Genomic DNA, 19,222 nt, shown 5'->3' with positions numbered 1-19,222 from the left:
CGCTAGGTCGCACGGTGTAGCATGCCGTGCTTTGCACCCGGGCATTTGGGTCCGGGCTTTCACAAGGATTGTGATGTCCTCATACCGATCGGCTGCCTGCCTCCTCGCCGCGTTGCTTTCGACTTGTGCTCTTTCAACCGGCGGGGCATTTGCCCAGACAACGGTAACATCCGCACCACCCAGCAGCTTCACGCTCGGCAACGGCCTCCAGGTCGTGGTGATTCCCGACCACCGCACGCCCGTGGTCACGGAGATGATCTGGTACAAGGTCGGCTCGGCCGACGAGACGCCCGGCAAATCGGGGCTCGCCCATTTCCTCGAGCACCTGATGTTCAAGGGCACGGAGAAACATCCGGTCGGCGAATTCTCTCAAACCGTGCTGCGCGTCGGCGGCAACGAGAACGCCTCCACCTCCGTCGACTACACCAACTACTATCAGCGCGTTCCGCGCGAGCAGCTACCGACCATGATGGAGTTCGAAGCCGATCGCATGACCGGGCTCGTGCTCAAGGACGAGAACGTGCTGCCCGAGCGCGACGTCGTGCTCGAGGAATACAACATGCGTGTTGCCAACAGTCCCGAGGCGCGGCTGAACGAGCAGGTCATGGCCGCGCTCTATCTCAACCATCCCTACGGCCGGCCAGTGATCGGCTGGCACCAGGAGATCGAGAAGCTCAATCGCGAGGATGCGCTGGCGTTCTACCGCCGCTTCTATGCGCCGAACAACGCGATCCTGGTGATCGCCGGCGACGTCGAGGTCGCCGACGTGCGCCCGCTGGTCGAGCGCAATTTCGGCCCGATCCCGGCACAGCCCGCGATCCCCGCACAACGCATCCGTCCGCAGGAGCCGGAGCCGGCCGCCCCGCGCACCGTCACGCTGTCCGATCCGCGCGTCGAGCAGCCCGGCGTGCGCCGCTATTACCTCGTGCCGTCGGCAACCACGGCGGCGGCCGGCGAGAGCGCTGCGCTCGACGTGCTTGCGCAACTGATGGGCAGCGGCAGCAACTCCTACCTCTACCGCGCGCTCGTCGTCGACAAACCGCTCGCGGTCTCGGCCAGCGCCAGCTATTCGAGCACCTCGCTCGACCCGAGCCAGTTCGCGATCTCGGCCTCGCCCAGACAGGGCGTCAGCTTCGCTGAGGTCGAGCAGGTGATCGACGGCGTGATCGCCGACATCGTGCAGAACCCGATCCGGCCTGAGGATCTCGAGCGGGTCAAGACCCAGCTCATTGCCGAGGCGATCTACGCCCAGGACAATCAGGCGGTGCTGGCGCGCTGGTATGGCGGCGCGCTGACCACGGGTCTGTCCATCGAGGACATCCGCAGCTGGCCGGATCGCATCCGCGCCGTCACCGCCGAACAGGTGCGCGCCGCCGCGCAAAAGTGGCTCGAGAAGAAGCGCTCGGTCACCGGCTACCTGATCAAGGACACCACCACCGCCAAGCGCGAGGAGAAGCGTTCGTGACCTATCCCTTCCTTCGTGGCATCGCGCTCTCCGTCGTCACCTCGGTGACGCTCTCTTTGGCGTCCATCTCGCCGTCGCAGGCCGCGGCCAAGATCCAGCACTTGACCTCGCCAGGCGGTATCGAAGCCTGGTTCGTGCAGGACGCGACGGTGCCGCTGATCGCCATGGAGTATTCCTTTGCTGGCGGTGCGTCGCAGGACCCCAAGGACAAGCCGGGCGTCGCCAACCTCGTCGGCGACCTCCTCGACGAAGGCTCCGGCGATCTCGATTCCAAGACCTTCCACGAGCGGCTCGACCGCCGCGCCATCGAGCTCTCCTTCAACGCCAGCCGCGACACGTTCCGCGGCAGCCTGCGCATGCTCCGCGACAACAAGGATGAGGCTTTCGACCTGTTGCGGATGGCGCTGACCTCGCCGCACTTCGACACCGCCGACGTCGAGCGCATCCGTTCGCAGGTCATCTCGGGCCTGCGCCGCGACACCACCAATCCGACCGCGCTCGCCAGCCGCAAGTTCCTGGAGATCGCCTACGGCGATCATCCCTACGGGCGGCAGACCAGCGGCACGCTGGAGAGCGTGCCGACCATCACGGTTGCCGACATGAAGGACTATGTCGGCCGCATCCTCGCCAGGGACACGCTGAAGGTCGCCGTCGTCGGCGACGTCGACCCGGCAACGCTCGGCAAGCTGCTCGACAAGACCTTTGGCAGCCTGCCGGCCAAGGCGAACCTCACCCCGGTCGCCGACGTCGAGCCAGCCGCGCCGCCGCAGCGCGCCTTCGTGCCACTCGACGTGCCGCAGACCGTGATCACCTTCGGCGGCCCGGGCGTGAAGCGCAGCGATCCGAACTTCATGGCCGCCTACGTCGTCAACCACATCCTGGGCGGCGGCGGATTGTCCTCCCGGCTCTATCGCGAGGTACGCGAGAAGCGCGGGCTCGCCTATTCGGTGTTTGAATCGCTGTTGTGGATGGAGCACTCGGCCGTGTTCATCGGCAACACCGGCACGCGCGCCGACCGCGCCGGCGACACCATTGACGCCATCGAGAAGGAGGTGCGCCGCATCGCCGAGGAGGGGCCGACGCAGAAGGAGCTCGACGAGGCCAAGTCCTACCTCAAGGGCTCGCAGATGCTGGCGCTCGACACCTCCTCCAAGCTCGCCCAGGCGCTGCTGCAATATCAGCAGGACAAGCTGCCGATCGACTACATCGAGAAGCGCAATGCCATCGTCGATGCCGTGACACTGGATGATGCCAAGCGGGCCGCCAAGCGGCTGTGGGGCCAGGGTCTTCTGACCGTCATCGTCGGCCGCGCGCCCCAGGCGGCCGCGCAGCCCGCCGCAGCGACCGCGCCGAAGTCGAACTGACCCTGCGATCTTCGCATGGAATGGCCGGGCTTGCCCCGGCCATTCGCATTTTCCATGATGCAGCATTGCCAAATGAGGGTGCCCGCGATAGGTCGAGGCATCACGAATGGTGCACCATGCTGCGGATTTCCCGCGATCTCGTCATCGACGAAGACGACATCGAGATCGGTTTCGTGCGCGCCTCCGGCCCGGGCGGGCAGAACGTCAACAAGGTCGCGACCTCGGCGCAGCTTCGCTTCGACACGCGCAAGCTGACCTTGCCGGAGGACGCTGCCCTGCGCCTTGCGCGCCTCGCCGGCCAGCGCATGACCAAGGACGGCGTCATCGTGATCCAGGCGCAGCGTTTTCGCACCCAGGAGCGCAACCGCCAGGATGCGATCGACCGCCTGCTCGAAATGCTCAAGGAAGCCATGGTGCGGCCGACGCCACGGCGCGCGACGCGGCCGACCTTTGCCTCCAAGCAGCGCCGGCTCGATGGCAAGAAGCGCCGCAGCAACATCAAGGCCGGCCGCGGCGGACGCTTCGACGATTGAGCGACAAAAAACCTCCGGGCGCAGAGCGACCGGAGGTTTGCTGCATGTCGTTCCGGCGTTAGTAGCGCTTGCCGCTGGCAGCAGTGCCCGAAGCGGAATCGTTGACCGTTCCCTTGCGCACTGCGCTGCCCGTGGTGCCGACCGTGCCCTTCGTTCCCTTGGTCGACTTCATGCCCGTTTGCTCGCCCGCGGCTCCCTGCTGTGCGCCGAGTTCTTCGTCCTCGCTGGCCGGCGCGGCGCCCTGCATAGGTTTGCTTTGCACGGTGCCCGTCTTGACGCCGGATGACGCACCTTGCGCGAAAACCGGCGCGGCAATGAGGGCCGAAAGAGCGCATGCGATCACAGAGGTCTTCACCAACTTCATCCATTTCTCCTGGATTTTTCGCGATGAACGATTCGGCTGCTCCCCGCGCCGCTCGCATGTGCCGGACCATTTCATCGCCTAGAGAGTTCGAACGGCGCGAACCGTCATGCAATCCGCGTCGTGTGGTCATCGTTTAGGGATTTCTGGGCGGTTTCGCGGAATTGTGTTCCTCATATGCGGCAGCGCGGAACACACGCAAACCGCGAGCATGTCCTCTTGCGACGAAACAGCCCGCTACTACCACTGCATGCTTGGCGCCGCCTAGAGTTTGCGCACGCTGACGTTGATGTGAATGGGCGGGTTCTTGGCGATGCGCGCAGTCGTGGTGGGGTTGTGCACCGCAGTGGTGCTGATGGTGCGGGTCGCCGATGCGCAAATGCCGTTGCCGGCTGCAAAGCCGCCGGATGGCGCAACGCTCTTCAAGCAGCAATGCGCGGTGTGCCACACGACGAACCTGTCGGAACCAATGCGGCAAGGCCCGCCACTGGTCAAGATCGTCGGACGACTGGCCGGCAAGGCTGAAGGGTTTCACTATTCGCAAGGGCTCGCGAAGGCGGACTTTGTGTGGGACGAGGCCCGGCTCGATGCCTGGCTGGCCAATCCGCAGGCCGTCATTCCCGGTGTCGTCATGGCCTATCGGCAGGCCAAGCCCGAGACGCGCGCCGCCATCATCGCTTATCTGAAGGAGCTGAACTGATGGCGAAGCCGGTTCATTCCATGATCCGCGTGATCGACGAGGCACGCTCGCTCGACTTCTACAAGCGCGCCTTCGGCCTCGAAATCGCCGACCATCTGAAATTTCCGGACTTCGCCCTGATCTATCTGCGTCATCCATCCTCACCTTTCGAGGTCGAGCTGACGGTCAATTTCGATCGCGAGGAGCCGTACGCGCTCGGCGATGGCTACGGACATCTCGCCGTGGTGGTCGAGGATCTCGACGCCGAACACGCTCGTTTCGAGCGCGAGAAGCTGGCACCCGGACCGCTGCGCGACTTCAAGCATGACGGCAAGACGCTGGCGCGCTTCTTCTTCGTCAGTGATCCCGATGGCTACAAGATCGAGGTGATCCAACGGGGCGGGCGTTTCAACTAATTAAAGCACAAAATCACGGAGGAATCCCATGAGAGAAGTCGATCGTCGAAGCAAGCATAGTCGCCGCGTCTTCCTTCAGGGCGCGGCAACGGCCGTTCCGGTCGTGGCCGCGGCGACCAGCGTCGGCGTGAGCATCGAAAACGCGTGGGCCGACGACGCCAGCGCGCTGGAGCCGGCGACGATGAAGACGCTGTTGAAGGTTGCGCGCGACATCTATCCGCACGACGTTCTCGGCGACAGCTACTACATCACAGCAATCAAGCCGTGGGACGGCAAGGCGGCCAAGGATCCCGCGGTCAAAGCCCTCATCAGCGACGGCATCGCCAGGCTCGATCAGAACGCGCGGGACCGCCATAAGGCACCCTATGCCGAGGTGCCCTGGGAAGCCGACCGCGTGGTGCTGCTGAAGGAGATCGAGCAGAGCGACTTCTTCCAGAAGGTGCGCGGCGATCTCATCGTGTCGCTCTACAACCAGAAAGAGGTCTGGCCGCGGTTCGGCTACGAGGGCTCATCCGCCGAACACGGCGGCTACATCAACCGCGGCTTTGCCGACATCGACTGGCTCTCGAAAGCTTAAGTCGCACCCCAACGGTTCAGGAGAAACGCATATGGCAAAATTCGATCTGAACGACAATGGCGTTGTGGTGATCGTCGGCTCCGGTGCCGGAGGCGGCACGCTGGGCAACGAGCTCGCGCAGAAGGGCGTCAAGGTCGTCATTCTCGAAGCCGGTCCGCGCATCGAGAATCAGGACTTCATCAACGACGAGTGGGACAGCTTTTCCCAGCTCGCCTGGTCGGACGCGCGCACCACGTCGGGGACCTGGCGCGTCGCCAAGGACTTCCCGAATCTTCCCGCCTGGATCGTCAAGGCAGTCGGCGGCTCCACGGTGCACTGGGCCGGCGCGTCGCTGCGCTTCGACGAGCACGAGTTCAGGGTGAAGAGCACCTACGGCAACATTCCCGGTGCGAACCTGCTCGACTGGCCGGTCACGCTCGCGGAGATGGAGCCGTGGTACGCCAAGGCCGAGGACAAGATGGGCGTAACCCGCACCAACGGCATTCCCGGACTTCCCGGCAATAACAATTTCAAGGTGCTCGAGGCCGGCGCCAAGAAGCTCGGCTACAAGACCGTGCACACCGGCAATATGGCGATCAACAGCCAGCCACGCGATGGCCGCGGATCGTGCCAGCAGATCGGCTTCTGCTTCCAGGGCTGCAAGTCCGGCGCGAAATGGTCGACGCTCTACACCGAGATCCCGAAGGGCGAGGCGACCGGCAATCTCGAGGTCCGGCCCAACAGCATGGCGATCAAGATCGAGCATGATGCGAGCGGCAAGGTGACCGGCGTCGTCTACGCCGACGAGACCGGCGCGATGCAGCGCCAGAAGGCCCGCATCGTTGCGGTCGCCGGCAATTCGATCGAAAGCCCGAGGCTGCTGCTCAACAGTGCCTCGAACACATTCACGGACGGCCTTGCCAACTCGAGCGGACAGGTCGGTCGCAATTACATGCGCCACATGACGGGCAGCGTCTATGCGGTGTTCGAGAAGTCGGTGCACATGTATCGCGGCACGACCATGGCCGGCATCATCCGCGACGAGGCGGCCAACAATCCGAAGCGCGGCTTCGTCGGAGGCTACGAGATGGAGACGCTGTCGATCGGCCTGCCCTTCATGGCGGCGTTCCTCAATCCCGGCGCCTGGGGGCGGCCGTTCACCGCTGCGCTCGACGGCTATCCGCGCATGGCCGGCATGTGGCTGGTCGGCGAGGACATGCCGCAGGAGACCAACCGCATCACGCTCGATCCGACCGTGAAGGACAAGTTCGGAATGTCGGTCGCAAGTGTGCATTTCGACGATCATCCCAACGATGTCGCGATGCGTGCCCACGCCTATAAGCAGGGTGCGGCGGTCTACGACGCCGTCGGCGCCACCGTGACCTATCCGACACCGCCCTATCCGAGCACCCACAATCTCGGCACCAACCGGATGAGCGAGAAGCCGCGGGATGGCGTGGTCAACAAGTTCGGTCAGACCCACGACGTCAAGAATCTGTTCGTCTCGGACGGCAGCCAGTTCACCAGCGGCGCGGCCTGCAACCCGACGCTGACCATCGTCGCGCTCGCGATCCGCCAGGCGGACTACATCGCCGGCGCGATGCAGAAGAAGGAAATCTGAGGTCCAATACTCGTCGTTCGGGACTCATACCGCCCGTCACTGATGGATTGCGCGGTATGGGTCCTGGCGCCACGACGACATCGAGAATGCGGTGACAGACGCGCTGAGCAGCTATTCAGCCGCATCGAGAATAGGCGCGACGGCACCCTTGAACTCCTGCACCTGGACGACGTTCTTGGAGCGGTAGATCAGGCAGGAACAGCGCAGCAGCGAGGCGAAATTGTTGACCTCGCCATGATGGTCGAGGACTTCGTTGTAGAGCGTCGTCAGGAACTTGCCGAGGCTCATGCTCTCCTTGGCCGCGATCTCCTCCAGCGTGTCCCAGAACGCCATTTCCAGCCGGATCGAGGTGCAATGCCCGCCGATCCTGAGCGAGCGGGTCTGGGACTCATAGTCGCGTTGGGGCTGATGCGCGAACAAATGGCACATGGCGTCCTCCCGTCCTGTTGCCGTTTTTTCACGATGCTACACCCGCACTCCACGGCTCACAATCAGGACCGACGGAGGGGACGGGCCCATTGCCGGCACGCGATTTTTTTCGAACGTCCAATGTCTTCAATGTGATAGACCGCCCTCTTCCCCAGCCCGCCACATAGGCGTTGCTCAACACATGCTTTTGACGCAACACGGCTTAAGATAGCGGTCCAAGCGAATCCAAGTCCGAGCCCATGCCCGTCCGTCAGCTTCCAGAGCAAGTCGTCAACCGCATCGCCGCCGGCGAGGTGGTCGAGCGTCCGGCTAGCGTGGTCAAGGAGCTCGTCGAGAACGCGATCGATGCCGGCGCGAGCCGCATCGACGTCTTCACCGATGGCGGCGGGCGGCGGCGGATCGGCATCACCGACGACGGCAGCGGCATGACGGCGAGGGACTTGTCGCTCGCAATCGAACGCCACGCCACCTCGAAGCTCGACGACGAGGACCTCCTGCAAATCCGCACGCTCGGGTTCCGCGGCGAGGCGCTGCCCTCGATCGGCTCGGTTGCGCGGCTCTCCATCACCACGCGCCACGCCAGTGAGCCCCATGCCTGGGCGCTGTCAGTCGAAGGCGGCGAGAAGTCCGAGATCATGCCGGCAGCGCTTGCACACGGCACGCGCGTCGAGGTCAACGATCTCTTCTATGCCACGCCGGCGCGGCTGAAATTTCTGAAGACCGACCGCACCGAGGCGGAGGCGATCCGCGAGGTGGTGCGGCGGCTGGCGATGGCGCGGCCCGACGTCGCCTTCACGCTCGCAGGCGAGGAGCGCGCGCCGGTCACCTGGGCCGCTGCCCTGCCCGGCGCTGCCGGCCGGCTGACGCGGCTTGGCGATATTTTGGGAGCGGAATTCCGCAGCCACGCGATCGAGGTTCATGCCGAACGCGACGGCGTCGTCGTCGCAGGTTACGCGGCAGCCCCCACGCTGACAAAGGCGAATGCGCTCGGGCAATATCTCTTCGTCAACGGCCGCCCGGTGCGCGACAAGCTGATCTTAGGGGTGGTGCGCGCGGCCTATTCCGACTATCTGCCGCGCGACCGCCATCCGGTGCTGGCGCTGTTCGTCACGCTCGAGCCGCGCGAGGTCGATGCCAACGTGCATCCGGCCAAGACCGAAGTGCGCTTCCGCAATGCCGGGCTCGTGCGCGCGCTGATCGTGCATGGATTGAAGGAAGGTCTTGCGCGCGAGGGACGACGCACCGCCGCCAACAGCGGCGGCAGCGCGCTGTCGTCATTCCGCCCCGCGTTCACGCCGCGCCGCGGCAATTGGGACTGGCGGCAGTCGCCATCCGCTCCGACGGCACCGCTGCCGTCCTTCGAGGGCAGCGCTGCGCCCGCTTTCGCGGAGCGTCTGCAGGCCGCCTTCGACGTCGGCGCGCCGACCGCCGATGTGCGAATCGAGACGCAGCCCGCCGGCGATCTCATTGATCGCCCGCTCGGCGCTGCGCGCACGCAGATCCACGAAACCTACATCGTGTCGCAGACCCGCGACGGCCTCATCATCGTCGACCAGCATGCTGCCCATGAGCGCATCGTCTATGAACGGTTGAAGGCATCGCTGGCGAGGAACGGCGTGCAGCGGCAGATTCTCTTGATCCCCGAGATCGTCGAGATGGACGAGGCGACGGTGGAACGGCTGCTTGCGCGCAGCGACGAACTGGGTTCGTTCGGTCTCGCAATCGAATCCTTCGGCCCCGGCGCCGTCGCGGTGCGGGAGACGCCGTCGCTGCTCGGCAAGACCGATGCAGGTGGCCTGTTGCGTGATCTGTCCGAGCACATGGCCGAGTGGGACGAGGCGCTGCCGCTGGAGCGCCGCCTCATGCACGTCGCCGCCACCATGGCCTGCCACGGCTCGGTGCGCGCCGGCCGCAGGCTCAAGCCAGAGGAAATGAACGCATTGCTCCGCGAGATGGAGGAGACACCAAACTCTGGCCAGTGCAATCACGGCCGGCCGACATATGTCGAGCTGAAGCTCGCCGATGTCGAGAAGCTGTTCGGGCGAAGGTGATCCCGATGTCGTAGGGTGGGCAAAGGCGCAGCGCGCCGTGCCCACCATCTTTCCATGATAGCGATAGAAGCGGTGGGCACGCTTCGCTTTGTTCACCCTACGACAGCGAAGCTATGGCCGCTTCAAAAACACGAACTCCGTGTCATCGTAAGCGCGCCGCTCGAGCTCCTCGAAGCCTTCAGGCGCGGCGAATTGCGCGGCCTTCGCTTCTTCAACGACGAGGACAGCGTCCGCCGTCAGCCAGCCGCCATCACGCAATGAGGCAATCGCCTTCTCAGCCAGCCCCTTGCCATAGGGTGGATCGAGAAACACCAGCGAGAACGGCTCGACCGGATGCGCAGGTCCAAGGTCCGTCGCGTCGCGACGATAGACCTTCGTCACGCCGCCGAGGCCCAGCGCCTCGACATTGTTGCGCAGCAGCGCGCGCGCCTCAGCGCCGTTGTCGACGAACAGCGTAAATTTCGCGCCGCGCGAGGCCGCCTCGATGCCGAGCGCGCCGGTGCCGGCGAAAAGATCGAGCACGCGCGCGCCTTCAATCGGATCGTCGTAGGCGTGCACGAGGATGTTGAATACGGACTCGCGCAAACGATCCGCCGTGGGACGGATGTCGCGCGAGGACGGCGAGGCGAGATTGCGCCCCTTCAATCGTCCGCCGACGACGCGCATTTACTCGTCTTTCGGCCTGAGATCACGCTTGCCGTGATAGCCGCGCTTGGGACGGCGCGGCGGGCCATAGCCGCCTGCTTCCATCTCGTTGCGCTCGCGTGCCTCCTCGCTGCCGGTGCGCTGCACCAGCACACGGCGGCCCTTGCGGTCGTTGATCACGGCGCGCTTCGTCGGCTTCTTCTCGCGTGGAGCATCGTCGTCGCGAGAGGCGGAATTCGAGGGCACGTCGAACTGCGCACCCGACCTCTCGATCACCTTGTCGCCAAGCTGCTCGCGCAGCACGCGCGACTTGATCTCGTCGACCTGGCCTTCGGGGATCTCGCCGAGCTGGAACGGACCATAGGACACGCGGATCAGCCGGTTCACCTCGAGCCCGAGATGGGCGCAGACGTTGCGGACCTCGCGGTTCTTGCCTTCGCGGATTGCGAACACCAGCCAGACATTGGCGCCCTGATCGCGCTCGAGCGTCGCGTCGATCGGGCCGTATTTGACGCCCTCGACCTCGATGCCGTTCTTCAAGGCGTCGAGCTGGGCCTGCGTGATCTCGCCATGGGCGCGCACGCGGTAGCGGCGCAGCCAGCCGGTGTCGGGCAATTCCAGCGTGCGCGCGAGGCCGCCATCGTTGGTGAGCAGCAACAGTCCTTCGGTGTTGAAGTCGAGCCGGCCGACGCTGATCAGCCTTGGCAGGCCTTCCGGCAGGTTGTCGAACACGGTCGGACGCCCCTCGGGGTCGTCATGCGTCGTCATCAGCCCGCGCGGCTTGTGATAGAGGAACAGCCGCGTGCGCTCGCGCGGCGGCAACGGCTTGCCGTCGACGGCAACGACGTCATTCTGCGTAACGTCGAGCGCCGGCGAGTTGATGACGCGTCCGTTGACGGTGACGCGGCCCTGCGTAACCATTTCCTCGGCATCGCGCCGCGAGGCCAGGCCAGCGCGGGCCAGCACCTTGGCGATGCGCTCGCCGGCCTTCTTGGGCTTGGGTTCTTCCTCACGACGGGGCCGCCGATCGAAATCACGATCGCGCTCGCGATAGGCGCCGCGGCCCCCGAAGGCGGGACGCCTGGTGAATATCTGACTGTCGTCCTCATTGTCGCGGCGCGGCCGATCGCGGAAGCGGCCTTCGCTGCGCGGATGCTCTTGCCAGTCCATGCGGCCCTCCGGCCGCTTGTCGCGCGGCCGGCCGAACTTCGGACGGTCGTCGCCAAAGCGTTCCTCGCGCGAGCGCTGGAAACGCGGACGATCTTCGCCACGGCCACCCTCTCGCCGGTCGTCGCGCTGACGCCACGGCTTTTCGTCGCCGCGATCACGGTCGCCAAAATCCTTGCCGAATGACTTGCGTGGACGATCGCCGCGCGGCCCGCCGTCGCGCTTCTGCCACGGCTTCGAATCGCCGCGGTCGTCACGATCCCGCGGCCGGTCATCGAAGCTGCGCTTGCGATCGCCGAAGTCGCGCTTGCGCTCCTTTCCTTCGAAGTCACGATCGCGGCCAAAGTCCTTGCGTGGCCGGTCGGAGCCGCCGCGCGAAAACTTCCTGTCGTCGAACCGCCGCTCGGACCGCTCGCCGCGCGGCGCGCGCTCGTCAGAAGCGAACTGCGGACGGTCCCCGCGCGGCTTGAACGGGCGGTCGCCATTTGACTTGAACGGGCGTTCGCCCTTTGGCTTGAAGCTGCGCTCGCCGCGGTCCTCGCGACCGCGGTCGTCGCGCTTGAAGCGCGGCCGGTCGCCATAGTCGCGACGCGGTGCATCACCATCCTCGCGGCGGCGGAACGGGCGGCTGTCGCGGTCGCCGCGAGACGGGCGCTCATCGCGATCGCCCTTGCCGGCAAAGCCGCGCTTGGCGAACTTCTTCTCGGGGCCGCGCGGCTTGCCGGTGCGGCCCTTGGACGGGCCTCGTTCACGCCGGCCGCGGGAATCGTTGTCTTTGTCGCTGTCGCGAGGCATGAATAATCTCACTTAGGGGGTGGCGCGATGAGCATTATGCGCGCTCGTTCGGAGCCGCATGCTCAGGCAAAATCGGTATCCACTCTTGCTGAAGGCGGAGCTAGTAGCAGGTTTCTGGCGATGATACGAGGCATGAAAGCCCCTTCTTTCATGGATTTGGCGCTCAAAACGGCCGAAAATGCCGGAAAATCGGGCGAAGTTCCGATAGGATGCGTCGTGGTGCGCAATTACGAGGTCATCGCGACCGCCGCCAACAGAACGCTGACCGATCATGACCCCACGGCCCATGCCGAGATCATCGCGCTGCGCGAAGCTGCCAGGAAGATCGGCAGCGAGCGGCTGGTCGATTGCGACCTCTACGTGACGCTCGAACCCTGCACCATGTGTGCGGGCGCGATCTCCTTTGCAAGGGTCAGGCGGCTCTATTACGGCGCGGCCGACCCCAAGGGCGGCGCGGTCGAGTCGGGGGTGCGGTTCTTCGCCGCCCCGACCTGCCATCACACGCCCGAAGTCTACTCCGCGGTCGGCGAGAGCGAGGCCGCGCGGCTCCTGCGCGAGTTCTTTCGCGAGCGGCGGTAACTTGCCACGCACACCGCCGTCATTCCCCGCGAAAGCGGGGAATCCAGTACGCCGCGACCTGTCGATTGAACTACAGCCGTCTCGGCGTACTGGATCGCCCGGTCAAGCCGGGCGATGACAGTTGAATTTGTGGTGACAGTGTGGGTCAAGCCGAGAAAAACTCGCGCAGCGCCTTCGCGGTCACGTCGGGATTTTCCTCCGTGAGAAAGTGCCCGGAATCCACCGGCATGCTCTGAACATTCGTCGCCCATTGCTTCCAGGTGTCGAGCGGCGTGGCGGCGGCCTGGGCGACACCGGCGTTGCCCCAGAGCGCGAGCATCGGGATCGTGATCTTCTTGCCGGCCGCAACATCCACCTTGTCGAGCTCGTAGTCGAAATAGGCGCCGGCGCGATAGTCCTCGCACATCGCATGGATGCGGGCGGGGTCGCGGAACGGGGCGAGATAATGCTCGAGCGCGCGCCTGTCGATCGCGTCCAGCGTCTTCGATTTGGTCTGGCTCGCCATCTTGAAGCGCAGGAAGAACTCGCCATTGCTCGCAATCAGCGTCTCCGGCAGCGGTGCGGGCTGCGCCAGGAAGGTCCAGTGATAGATCTTCAGCGCATACTGCCGGTTCATCCGCTCCCAGTAATCATAGGTCGGCAGGATATCGAGCACGGCGAGCCGCGACAGCCGGCCGGGATGATCGAGCGCGAGGCGATAGGACACGCGCCCGCCGCGGTCGTGACCGGCGAGCGCGAAATGCACGTGGCCGAGCTGCTCCATAGCCTCGACCATGCTCTTCGCCATCGCGCGCTTGCTGTAGGGCGTATGCTGCGCATCGCTGTCCGGCATGTCCGACCAGCCATAGCCCGGCAGGTCGGCGATGATCAGCGTGAAGCGGTCGGCAAGCTCAGGCGCCACGCGGTGCCACATCACGTGGGTCTCGGAGAATCCGTGCAGCAGCAGCAGCGGCGGCCCCTTGCCGCCGACGCGGGCGAAGATGCGGCCCGAAGAGGTGTTGATCCATTCGGAGGCAAAGCCCGGGTAGAGGTCGGCGAAATCGGACATGAGTTCCATCCCCTCGAATGCCTTGTCCGGCCACCTTTAGCGAGCGGCCACGGTGCCCCCATCCCAAAACGTCGAAAACAACCCCATGCAAAGTAGCACGGCGATCGCCCGCAAGCGCGCTTCCGATGCGCGCTTTCCGGAAAAACGTCAGTTAGATCTTGGCCTTCTCCGCCTCTACTGCCTGCCAGCCGATGTCACGGCGGCAAAAGCCGTCCGGCCAGCGGATGCGGTCGACCGCCTGGTAGGCGCGCGCCTGCGCCTCGGTGACAGTCTTGCCGAGCGCGCAGACATTGAGCACACGGCCGCCATTGGCGAGGATCGCGTCGTCCTTCGCCACCGTGCCAGCATGGAAGATCTCGACCGTGTCGACCTTGGCGGCCTCGTCGAGCCCCTCGATGCGCGTGCCTTTCTGATAGTCGCCGGGATAGCCCTTCGCCGCCATCACGACGGTGAGCGCCGATTCCGGATACCAGCGCAGATCAAAATTCCTGAGTTGCCCGTCGCAGGAGGCGAGCAGCGCCGGCACGAGGTCCGACATCATGCGCAGCATCAGCACCTGACACTCGGGATCGCCGAAGCGGACATTGAACTCGAACAGCTTTGGGCCCTGGGTCGTCAGCATGATCCCTGCATAGAGCACGCCGCGGAACGGTGTGCCGCGCTGCTTCATGCCTGCGACCGTCGGCAGGATGATTTTGGCCATGATGGCGTCGTGGATCGCCGGCGTGACCAGCGGCGTCGGCGAATAGGCGCCCATGCCACCGGTGTTCGGGCCGACGTCGTGGTCGAACACGCGCTTGTGGTCCTGGGCAGAGGCGAGCGGAATGGCGGTCTCGCCGTCGCACAGCGCAAAGAAGCTGATCTCGCGGCCCGGGAGGAATTCCTCGATCACCACCTCGGTGCCGGCCTCGCCAAAGGCACCGTCGAACATCATGGCGATGGCGTCCTCGGCTTCGCGGATGGTCTTGGCGACCACGACGCCCTTGCCGGCGGCAAGGCCATCGGCCTTGACCACGATCGGCGCGCCCTGGCTATGAATGTAGGCGAGCGCCTCCCTGGCATTGGTGAAGCGCTTGTAGGCGCCGGTCGGAATGCCGAACTCGGAGCAGAGCGCCTTGGTGAAACCCTTGGAGCTTTCGAGCTGGGCGGCCGCCTTGCTCGGTCCGAACGCCTTGATACCGGCTGTCGTCAGGTCATCGACGATGCCAGCCGCGAGCGGTGTCTCCGGACCAGCCACGACGAGCTCGACAGCGTTGGTCTTGCAGAAGCTGATCACGGCGGCATGGTCGGCGATATCGAGCGCGACGCATTCAGCCTCGCGCGCGATACCGGCATTGCCCGGTGCGCACCAGAATTTGGTGACCAGAGGAGACGCCGCGATCTTCCATGCGAGGGCATGTTCGCGGCCGCCGGAACCGAGCAGGAGAATGTGCATGCAAGTCTCAAAACGGGGGTGTGCTGGCCGCGTCGGTCGCACGAATCCGCGCTGGCCTCAAGGGGGTCGTTCCAACACCGCCGTCATTCCGGGGCGTCGCGAAGCGACGAACCCGAAATGACGATGAAGAGGGCTCGCAGCTAGCCCTGCTTCCCCGCAATGATCTCCTGCAACGTCGCCACATGCCGCGCGAAGGCGCCGCGGCCAGCAGCGGTGGCGGTGACGGTGGTCTGCGGCTTTTTGCCGACAAACGCCTTCTCCACCGAGACGTAGCCGGCCTTGGCCAGCGTCTCGATATGCGCGCCCAAATTACCGTCGGTGGCGCCGGTCAGCTTCTTGAGCCGGGAGAATTCGAGACCCGACGTCCCCGGCAGCGCGTTCAGCGCCGCCATGATCTTGAGCCGCAGCGGCTGGTGGATGATGTCGTCGAGCTCGGCCATGGCACTAGCTCCGCCGCATCCAGAGGCCGCCGAGGATGAGGCCACCACCATTGACGAAGGCCATCCACAGCGGAAAGGCCTCGCCGATGTAGAAATAGCCGATCAGCGTCAGCGCGGTGATACCGAGTCCGATCGCGACGAAGGCGTTGCCGAACCAGAGGCCCGCCAGCGCGTAGAACAGCATAAAGTAGATAGTCCAGAACGCGCCCTGTTGGCGTGGCGTGAAGTGCCCGAGCACCAGCGCGCAAAAATAGCCGAACGCGATGAGCAGCAGGAAGGCAACGAACGTCCTGACATCGAAGCTGCGGACGCCTGTCCTGGCGCGGTTGGAGGCACTGACGGCAAACGATCCGGCGATGCCGAAAACATAGACTGCGAACCAGATGTAATAGCCCTGACGCGGCCAGAGGTAGGTTGCGACGTTCGCCGCGAAGACAAGCCCACCCCAGAGGACCATCATCAGGCTGGCGAGATCGTAGATCCGTGACTGCCGCAGGCGCTGGACGATGTCGTCGATCTCGGCCAGCGCTTCGGAGGCCTGCTTGCTGTCGATCATGACTGTCCCGCTCCACGCGTCGCCACGTCGTCCGCGATCGCCGAGACCGCCTTCGGATTGGTGACGATGCCCATGTGGTTGATGCCTTCGAGGACCTTGACGTCGATGGACGACTTGATCGCCTGCACGGTGCCTGCATAATTGTCCGAGATCATCATCTCGTCCTCGGCGCCGCCGAAGATCGTCATTGGGCGCGTCACATTGGGCAGGTCGATGCGATAGCCGCGCGTGGCGAAGTTGCGCATGAGGCGGTCAGAATAGGTGGAGACCAGGATCTTCTCGTAATTCGGCGGCACGGCGAAGGCGAGCACCGGAAGCCCTGAACAGCAATCGATGCCTAACTTGCGGAGTGCGGCGAGGCCGAAGAGGCGCGGGATGTCGGCATTGGCCCAGCCACCGGAATGCGGCTTGTTGGTCGGCGCGTCGTAACCGAGATAAGGCGCGAGCAGCACGGTGCGCACGAACATGTCCTGCATGATGGGCGTCGCGGCGACGCGCAGCGAGAAGCCGCCGCCGGCGGAATGGCCGATCAGGGTCAGCGGCAAGTCCGGCGCGCTCTTGCGGACATGCGCGACGAAATCGACGAGATCGTCCTCGAGCTGGCCGACATGGCCGATATCGCCATGCGTGCCCGAGCCACCGTGGCCGCGCATATCGAGCGCCCAGGTCTCGACCCCGCGCGCGGCAAGCGCCGCCGTCAGCGCGTGATTGACCGTGCCTGATGAGCCCGAGGAGCCGTGAATGAAGACCGCGCCGCGGCCGGTCGCCTGCCCCTTCGGGACGTAATGCCGGTAGCCCAGCCAGGTGCCGTCGCGAGCCTGGAAGCGTTCAAGTGCCGGCATCGTGGACCAGTCAATACCCTTGGCAGAGTCCGACACTGAGCGCATTTCAGGCGGGCGCTCCAGGGGGTTCGCGATCATCGCGGTCAGCAGCAGCGCGACGACGCCAACCCCACACAGGCCCCACTTCAACAGGCTCAAAGCACCTCGCAGCAACCGGATCGCCATGGCTCAAACTCCCGTTGGCTCTATCACCAATAGAGAACTCTATATTACAGAGTACTCTTTCGATCAAGTCTCCGATTGGCGCTTCCGGGCGAAAATCCCTAGTTTGAGTTTCGATCCCCAAATGCCGAATCGTTTGCCGATGCCGCCAGCGGAACCCTTGCTCAACACGCCCGAATTCACCGTCTCCGAGCTCTCTTTGTCCCTGAAGCGGACTGTGGAGGACACCTATGGCCATGTTCGCGTCCGCGGCGAGATCTCCGGTTTTCGCGGCGCGCACTCCTCCGGGCACTGCTACTTCGCACTCAAGGACGAGAGCGCCAAGATCGAGGCTGTGATCTGGAAGGGCGTCCATGGCCGGATGCGCTTCAAGCCGCAGGAGGGGCTCGAGGTCATTGCGACCGGCAAGCTCACCACCTATCCGGGCTCCTCAAAATACCAGATCGTGATCGAGGCTCTGGAGCCGGCCGGCATCGGCGCGCTGATGGCGCTGATGGAGGAGCGCAAGAAGAAGCTTGCCGCCGAGGGCCTGTTCGACGAGGCGCGCAAGCAGCTGCTGCCCTGGCTGCCCGAGGTGATCGGCGTCGTGACATCGCCGACCGGCGCCGTCATCCGCGACATCCTGCATCGCCTGGAGGACCGCTTTCCCCGCCGCGTGCTGGTGTGGCCGGTGAAGGTGCAGGGCGAAGGCTCGGCCGAGCAGATCGCGGCTGCGATCCGCGGCTTCAACGCGCTGCCGGAAGGCGGCAAGATTCCGCGGCCCGACGTGCTGATCGTCGCGCGCGGCGGCGGCTCGCTGGAGGATCTCTGGTCGTTCAACGAGGAGATCGTGGTGCGCGCCGCCGCCGAGAGCATGATCCCGCTGATCTCGGCGGTCGGCCACGAGACCGACATCACGCTGATCGATTTCGCCGCCGATAAGCGCGCACCGACGCCGACGGCGGCAGCCGAGATGGCGGTGCCGGTGCGCAGCGATCTGTTCGTCGAGGTCGCCGATCTCGCGCGCCGCACCCGCGCCTGCTGGCAACGCGGCCAGGAGAGCCGCCGCAATGAGTTGCGTGCCGCAGCACGCGCCCTACCGGCGGCGAGTGATCTTCTGGCGATCCCGCGGCAGCGGCTGGATTCCGCGGGCGCCGCCCTGCCCCGCGGGCTCAAGGCCAATACGCATGCGCATTTCCGCCGTTTCGCCGCGAGCAGTGCGCGCCTGACGCTGCGGGTGCTGCACGGGCAGATCGCGCAGGCCGATCATCGGCTCACGGTGTGCGGCGAACGGCTCGGCCTCTCCGCGCGCTCGCTGCTCCGGCAGCGGCGCGACCGCTTTGCCGGGCTCGAGGTTCGCTTGCGCGCCTCCAAGCTCTCCAACGCGCAGGCGCAGCGCAATGCGATCGCCCGGCAGCGCGAGCGCACCCACCGCCTGTCCGAACGTGCAAGCCGTGCACTGACGACGCTGTTGCAGCGGCTCGATGCGCGCGTGGAGAACAGCGGGAAACTGCTCTCCGCGCTGTCCTATCGCGGCGTGCTCGCGCGCGGCTTTGCGCTGGTGCGCGATGAGGCCGGACATCCCGTGCATGCCGCCGATGCGATCGGGCCGGGTGCTCGCGTCGAGATCGAGTTCGCGGATGGACGCGTGGGCGCGACCGCGGATGCGGACCGGCCGGCGCCTGAGGCGCGCACGCAGCCCAAGGCGGCACCACGCGAGGCGAAGCCGGCGCCAAAGCGCGTGGCGAAGCCGGTGGATCAGGGCAGTTTGTTTTAGAGTTGCAGGCGGAGCTTCCGCACGCTCAGCTGTCATTCCCCGCGAAAGCGGGGAATCCAGTACGCCGCGGCCTCTCCGTATTCGTCACCGTCTCTGGAATACTGGATCGCCCGGTCGAGCCGGGCGATGACGCCGAGAATGTGGAGCGCACTTGCCCCAAGCCCGTCATTGCGAGCGCAGCGAAGCAATCCAGGGTCTTTCCGCGGTGACAATCTGGATTGCTCACATGGGGAGTTGGTGTGTCGAGGTGGTTGGTCAGCTCTTTGTTCGATTGCAGGCCAGCTCTTCGTCCCGACCGTTGGAGTGTGAAGATGGCGCGCGC

At 65.2% G+C, this 19,222-nt stretch carries 19 protein-coding genes; 10 read left to right on the top strand and 9 right to left on the bottom strand.

All coding sequences use genetic code 11. The features are described 5' to 3' along the window. The first annotated feature begins 73 nt into the window (after nt 1–73). The 3 genes from SO180_RS31990 (at nt 74) to arfB (ending at nt 3,362) form a co-directional block, all read left to right on the top strand. Nucleotides 74–1,465, top strand: a complete 1,392-nt coding sequence (locus SO180_RS31990) for a M16 family metallopeptidase (protein WP_449382810.1) — start codon at nt 74–76, stop codon at nt 1,463–1,465. Continuing rightward, nucleotides 1,462–2,829: a M16 family metallopeptidase gene (locus tag SO180_RS31985; protein ID WP_449382809.1), complete on the top strand. Its 1,368-nt coding sequence runs from the start codon at nt 1,462–1,464 to the stop codon at nt 2,827–2,829. Before SO180_RS31990 ends, SO180_RS31985 begins: the two co-directional genes overlap by 4 nt. Nucleotides 2,830–2,945: 116 nt before the next feature. Further along, the gene (arfB, locus tag SO180_RS31980; protein WP_449382808.1) at nt 2,946–3,362 is read left to right on the top strand and encodes an alternative ribosome rescue aminoacyl-tRNA hydrolase ArfB; all 417 of its coding nucleotides are present in this window, start codon (nt 2,946–2,948) and stop codon (nt 3,360–3,362) included. Between the two features lie 58 nt (nt 3,363–3,420). Here arfB and SO180_RS31975 read toward each other — a convergent pair whose 3' ends face one another. Continuing rightward, complete coding sequence (locus SO180_RS31975) at nt 3,421–3,726, bottom strand: hypothetical protein (RefSeq protein ID WP_449382807.1); 306 nt, start codon at nt 3,724–3,726, stop codon at nt 3,421–3,423. Nucleotides 3,727–4,036: 310 nt separating this feature from the next. Here SO180_RS31975 and SO180_RS31970 point away from each other — a divergent pair, with 310 nt between their 5' ends. From SO180_RS31970 to SO180_RS31955, 4 genes are read left to right on the top strand one after another with little or no spacing between them, the layout of a single operon-like run. Continuing rightward, on the top strand, nt 4,037–4,423 hold the full coding sequence (locus tag SO180_RS31970; RefSeq protein ID WP_449382833.1) for a c-type cytochrome: 387 nt from the start codon (nt 4,037–4,039) through the stop codon (nt 4,421–4,423). After that, entirely contained in the window at nt 4,423–4,818 is a 396-nt protein-coding gene (locus SO180_RS31965; RefSeq protein ID WP_449382806.1) for a VOC family protein, read from the top strand. Before SO180_RS31970 ends, SO180_RS31965 begins: the two co-directional genes overlap by 1 nt. 28 nt (nt 4,819–4,846) lie before the next feature. After that, nucleotides 4,847–5,395, top strand: a complete 549-nt coding sequence (locus SO180_RS31960) for a gluconate 2-dehydrogenase subunit 3 family protein (RefSeq protein ID WP_449382805.1) — start codon at nt 4,847–4,849, stop codon at nt 5,393–5,395. 31 nt (nt 5,396–5,426) lie between these two features. Beyond that, nucleotides 5,427–6,995 carry a GMC family oxidoreductase gene (locus tag SO180_RS31955; protein WP_449382804.1) on the top strand — a complete coding sequence of 523 codons (1,569 nt, stop codon included), beginning with the start codon at nt 5,427–5,429 and terminating at the stop codon, nt 6,993–6,995. A 111-nt stretch (nt 6,996–7,106) separates the two neighbouring features. On the opposite strand, the gene SO180_RS31950 is transcribed toward SO180_RS31955, so the two are convergent. Then, nucleotides 7,107–7,424 carry a ribbon-helix-helix domain-containing protein gene (locus SO180_RS31950; protein WP_449382803.1) on the bottom strand — a complete coding sequence of 106 codons (318 nt, stop codon included), beginning with the start codon at nt 7,422–7,424 and terminating at the stop codon, nt 7,107–7,109. A gap of 239 nt (nt 7,425–7,663) precedes the next feature. Between SO180_RS31950 and mutL the strand changes: the two genes are divergently transcribed. After that, nucleotides 7,664–9,475 (top strand): DNA mismatch repair endonuclease MutL, encoded by a 1,812-nt coding sequence (gene mutL / locus SO180_RS31945; RefSeq protein ID WP_449382802.1) that lies wholly within the window; start codon nt 7,664–7,666, stop codon nt 9,473–9,475. Between the two features lie 111 nt (nt 9,476–9,586). Here mutL and rsmD read toward each other — a convergent pair whose 3' ends face one another. Then, a complete protein-coding gene (gene rsmD / locus SO180_RS31940) occupies nt 9,587–10,141 on the bottom strand; it encodes a 16S rRNA (guanine(966)-N(2))-methyltransferase RsmD (RefSeq protein ID WP_449382801.1) in 555 nt (184 codons plus the stop codon). Next, nucleotides 10,142–12,082: a pseudouridine synthase gene (locus SO180_RS31935; RefSeq protein WP_449382800.1), complete on the bottom strand. Its 1,941-nt coding sequence runs from the start codon at nt 12,080–12,082 to the stop codon at nt 10,142–10,144. A 120-nt stretch (nt 12,083–12,202) separates the two neighbouring features. Here SO180_RS31935 and SO180_RS31930 point away from each other — a divergent pair, with 120 nt between their 5' ends. Continuing rightward, nucleotides 12,203–12,661, top strand: coding sequence for a nucleoside deaminase (locus tag SO180_RS31930; RefSeq protein WP_449382799.1), 459 nt, complete (start codon nt 12,203–12,205; stop codon nt 12,659–12,661). 145 nt (nt 12,662–12,806) lie between these two features. Here the strand turns inward: SO180_RS31930 and SO180_RS31925 are convergent, their stop codons facing one another. From SO180_RS31925 to SO180_RS31905, 5 genes are all read right to left on the bottom strand, one after another. Continuing rightward, nucleotides 12,807–13,709: an alpha/beta fold hydrolase gene (locus SO180_RS31925; RefSeq protein ID WP_449382798.1), complete on the bottom strand. Its 903-nt coding sequence runs from the start codon at nt 13,707–13,709 to the stop codon at nt 12,807–12,809. 151 nt (nt 13,710–13,860) lie between these two features. Continuing rightward, nucleotides 13,861–15,144, bottom strand: coding sequence for a phosphoribosylamine--glycine ligase (gene purD / locus SO180_RS31920; RefSeq protein ID WP_449382797.1), 1,284 nt, complete (start codon nt 15,142–15,144; stop codon nt 13,861–13,863). Between the two features lie 140 nt (nt 15,145–15,284). After that, nucleotides 15,285–15,584, bottom strand: a complete 300-nt coding sequence (locus SO180_RS31915; RefSeq protein WP_449382796.1) for a winged helix-turn-helix domain-containing protein — start codon at nt 15,582–15,584, stop codon at nt 15,285–15,287. A gap of 4 nt (nt 15,585–15,588) precedes the next feature. Beyond that, complete coding sequence (locus SO180_RS31910; RefSeq protein ID WP_449382795.1) at nt 15,589–16,140, bottom strand: hypothetical protein; 552 nt, start codon at nt 16,138–16,140, stop codon at nt 15,589–15,591. Next, entirely contained in the window at nt 16,137–17,147 is a 1,011-nt protein-coding gene (locus SO180_RS31905; RefSeq protein WP_449382794.1) for an alpha/beta hydrolase, read from the bottom strand. The genes SO180_RS31910 and SO180_RS31905 overlap by 4 nt, the downstream gene beginning before the upstream one ends. 139 nt (nt 17,148–17,286) lie before the next feature. On the opposite strand from SO180_RS31905, the gene xseA reads away from it, so the two are divergent. Next, a complete protein-coding gene (xseA, locus tag SO180_RS31900) occupies nt 17,287–18,900 on the top strand; it encodes an exodeoxyribonuclease VII large subunit (RefSeq protein WP_449382832.1) in 1,614 nt (537 codons plus the stop codon). Nucleotides 18,901–19,222 lie beyond the last annotated feature (322 nt).

It is taken from the genome of Bradyrhizobium sp. UFLA05-112, from assembly GCF_053572325.1.
Note: the sequence above shows the minus strand (reverse complement) of the source record. Positions and strands in the feature narration are given on the sequence as shown.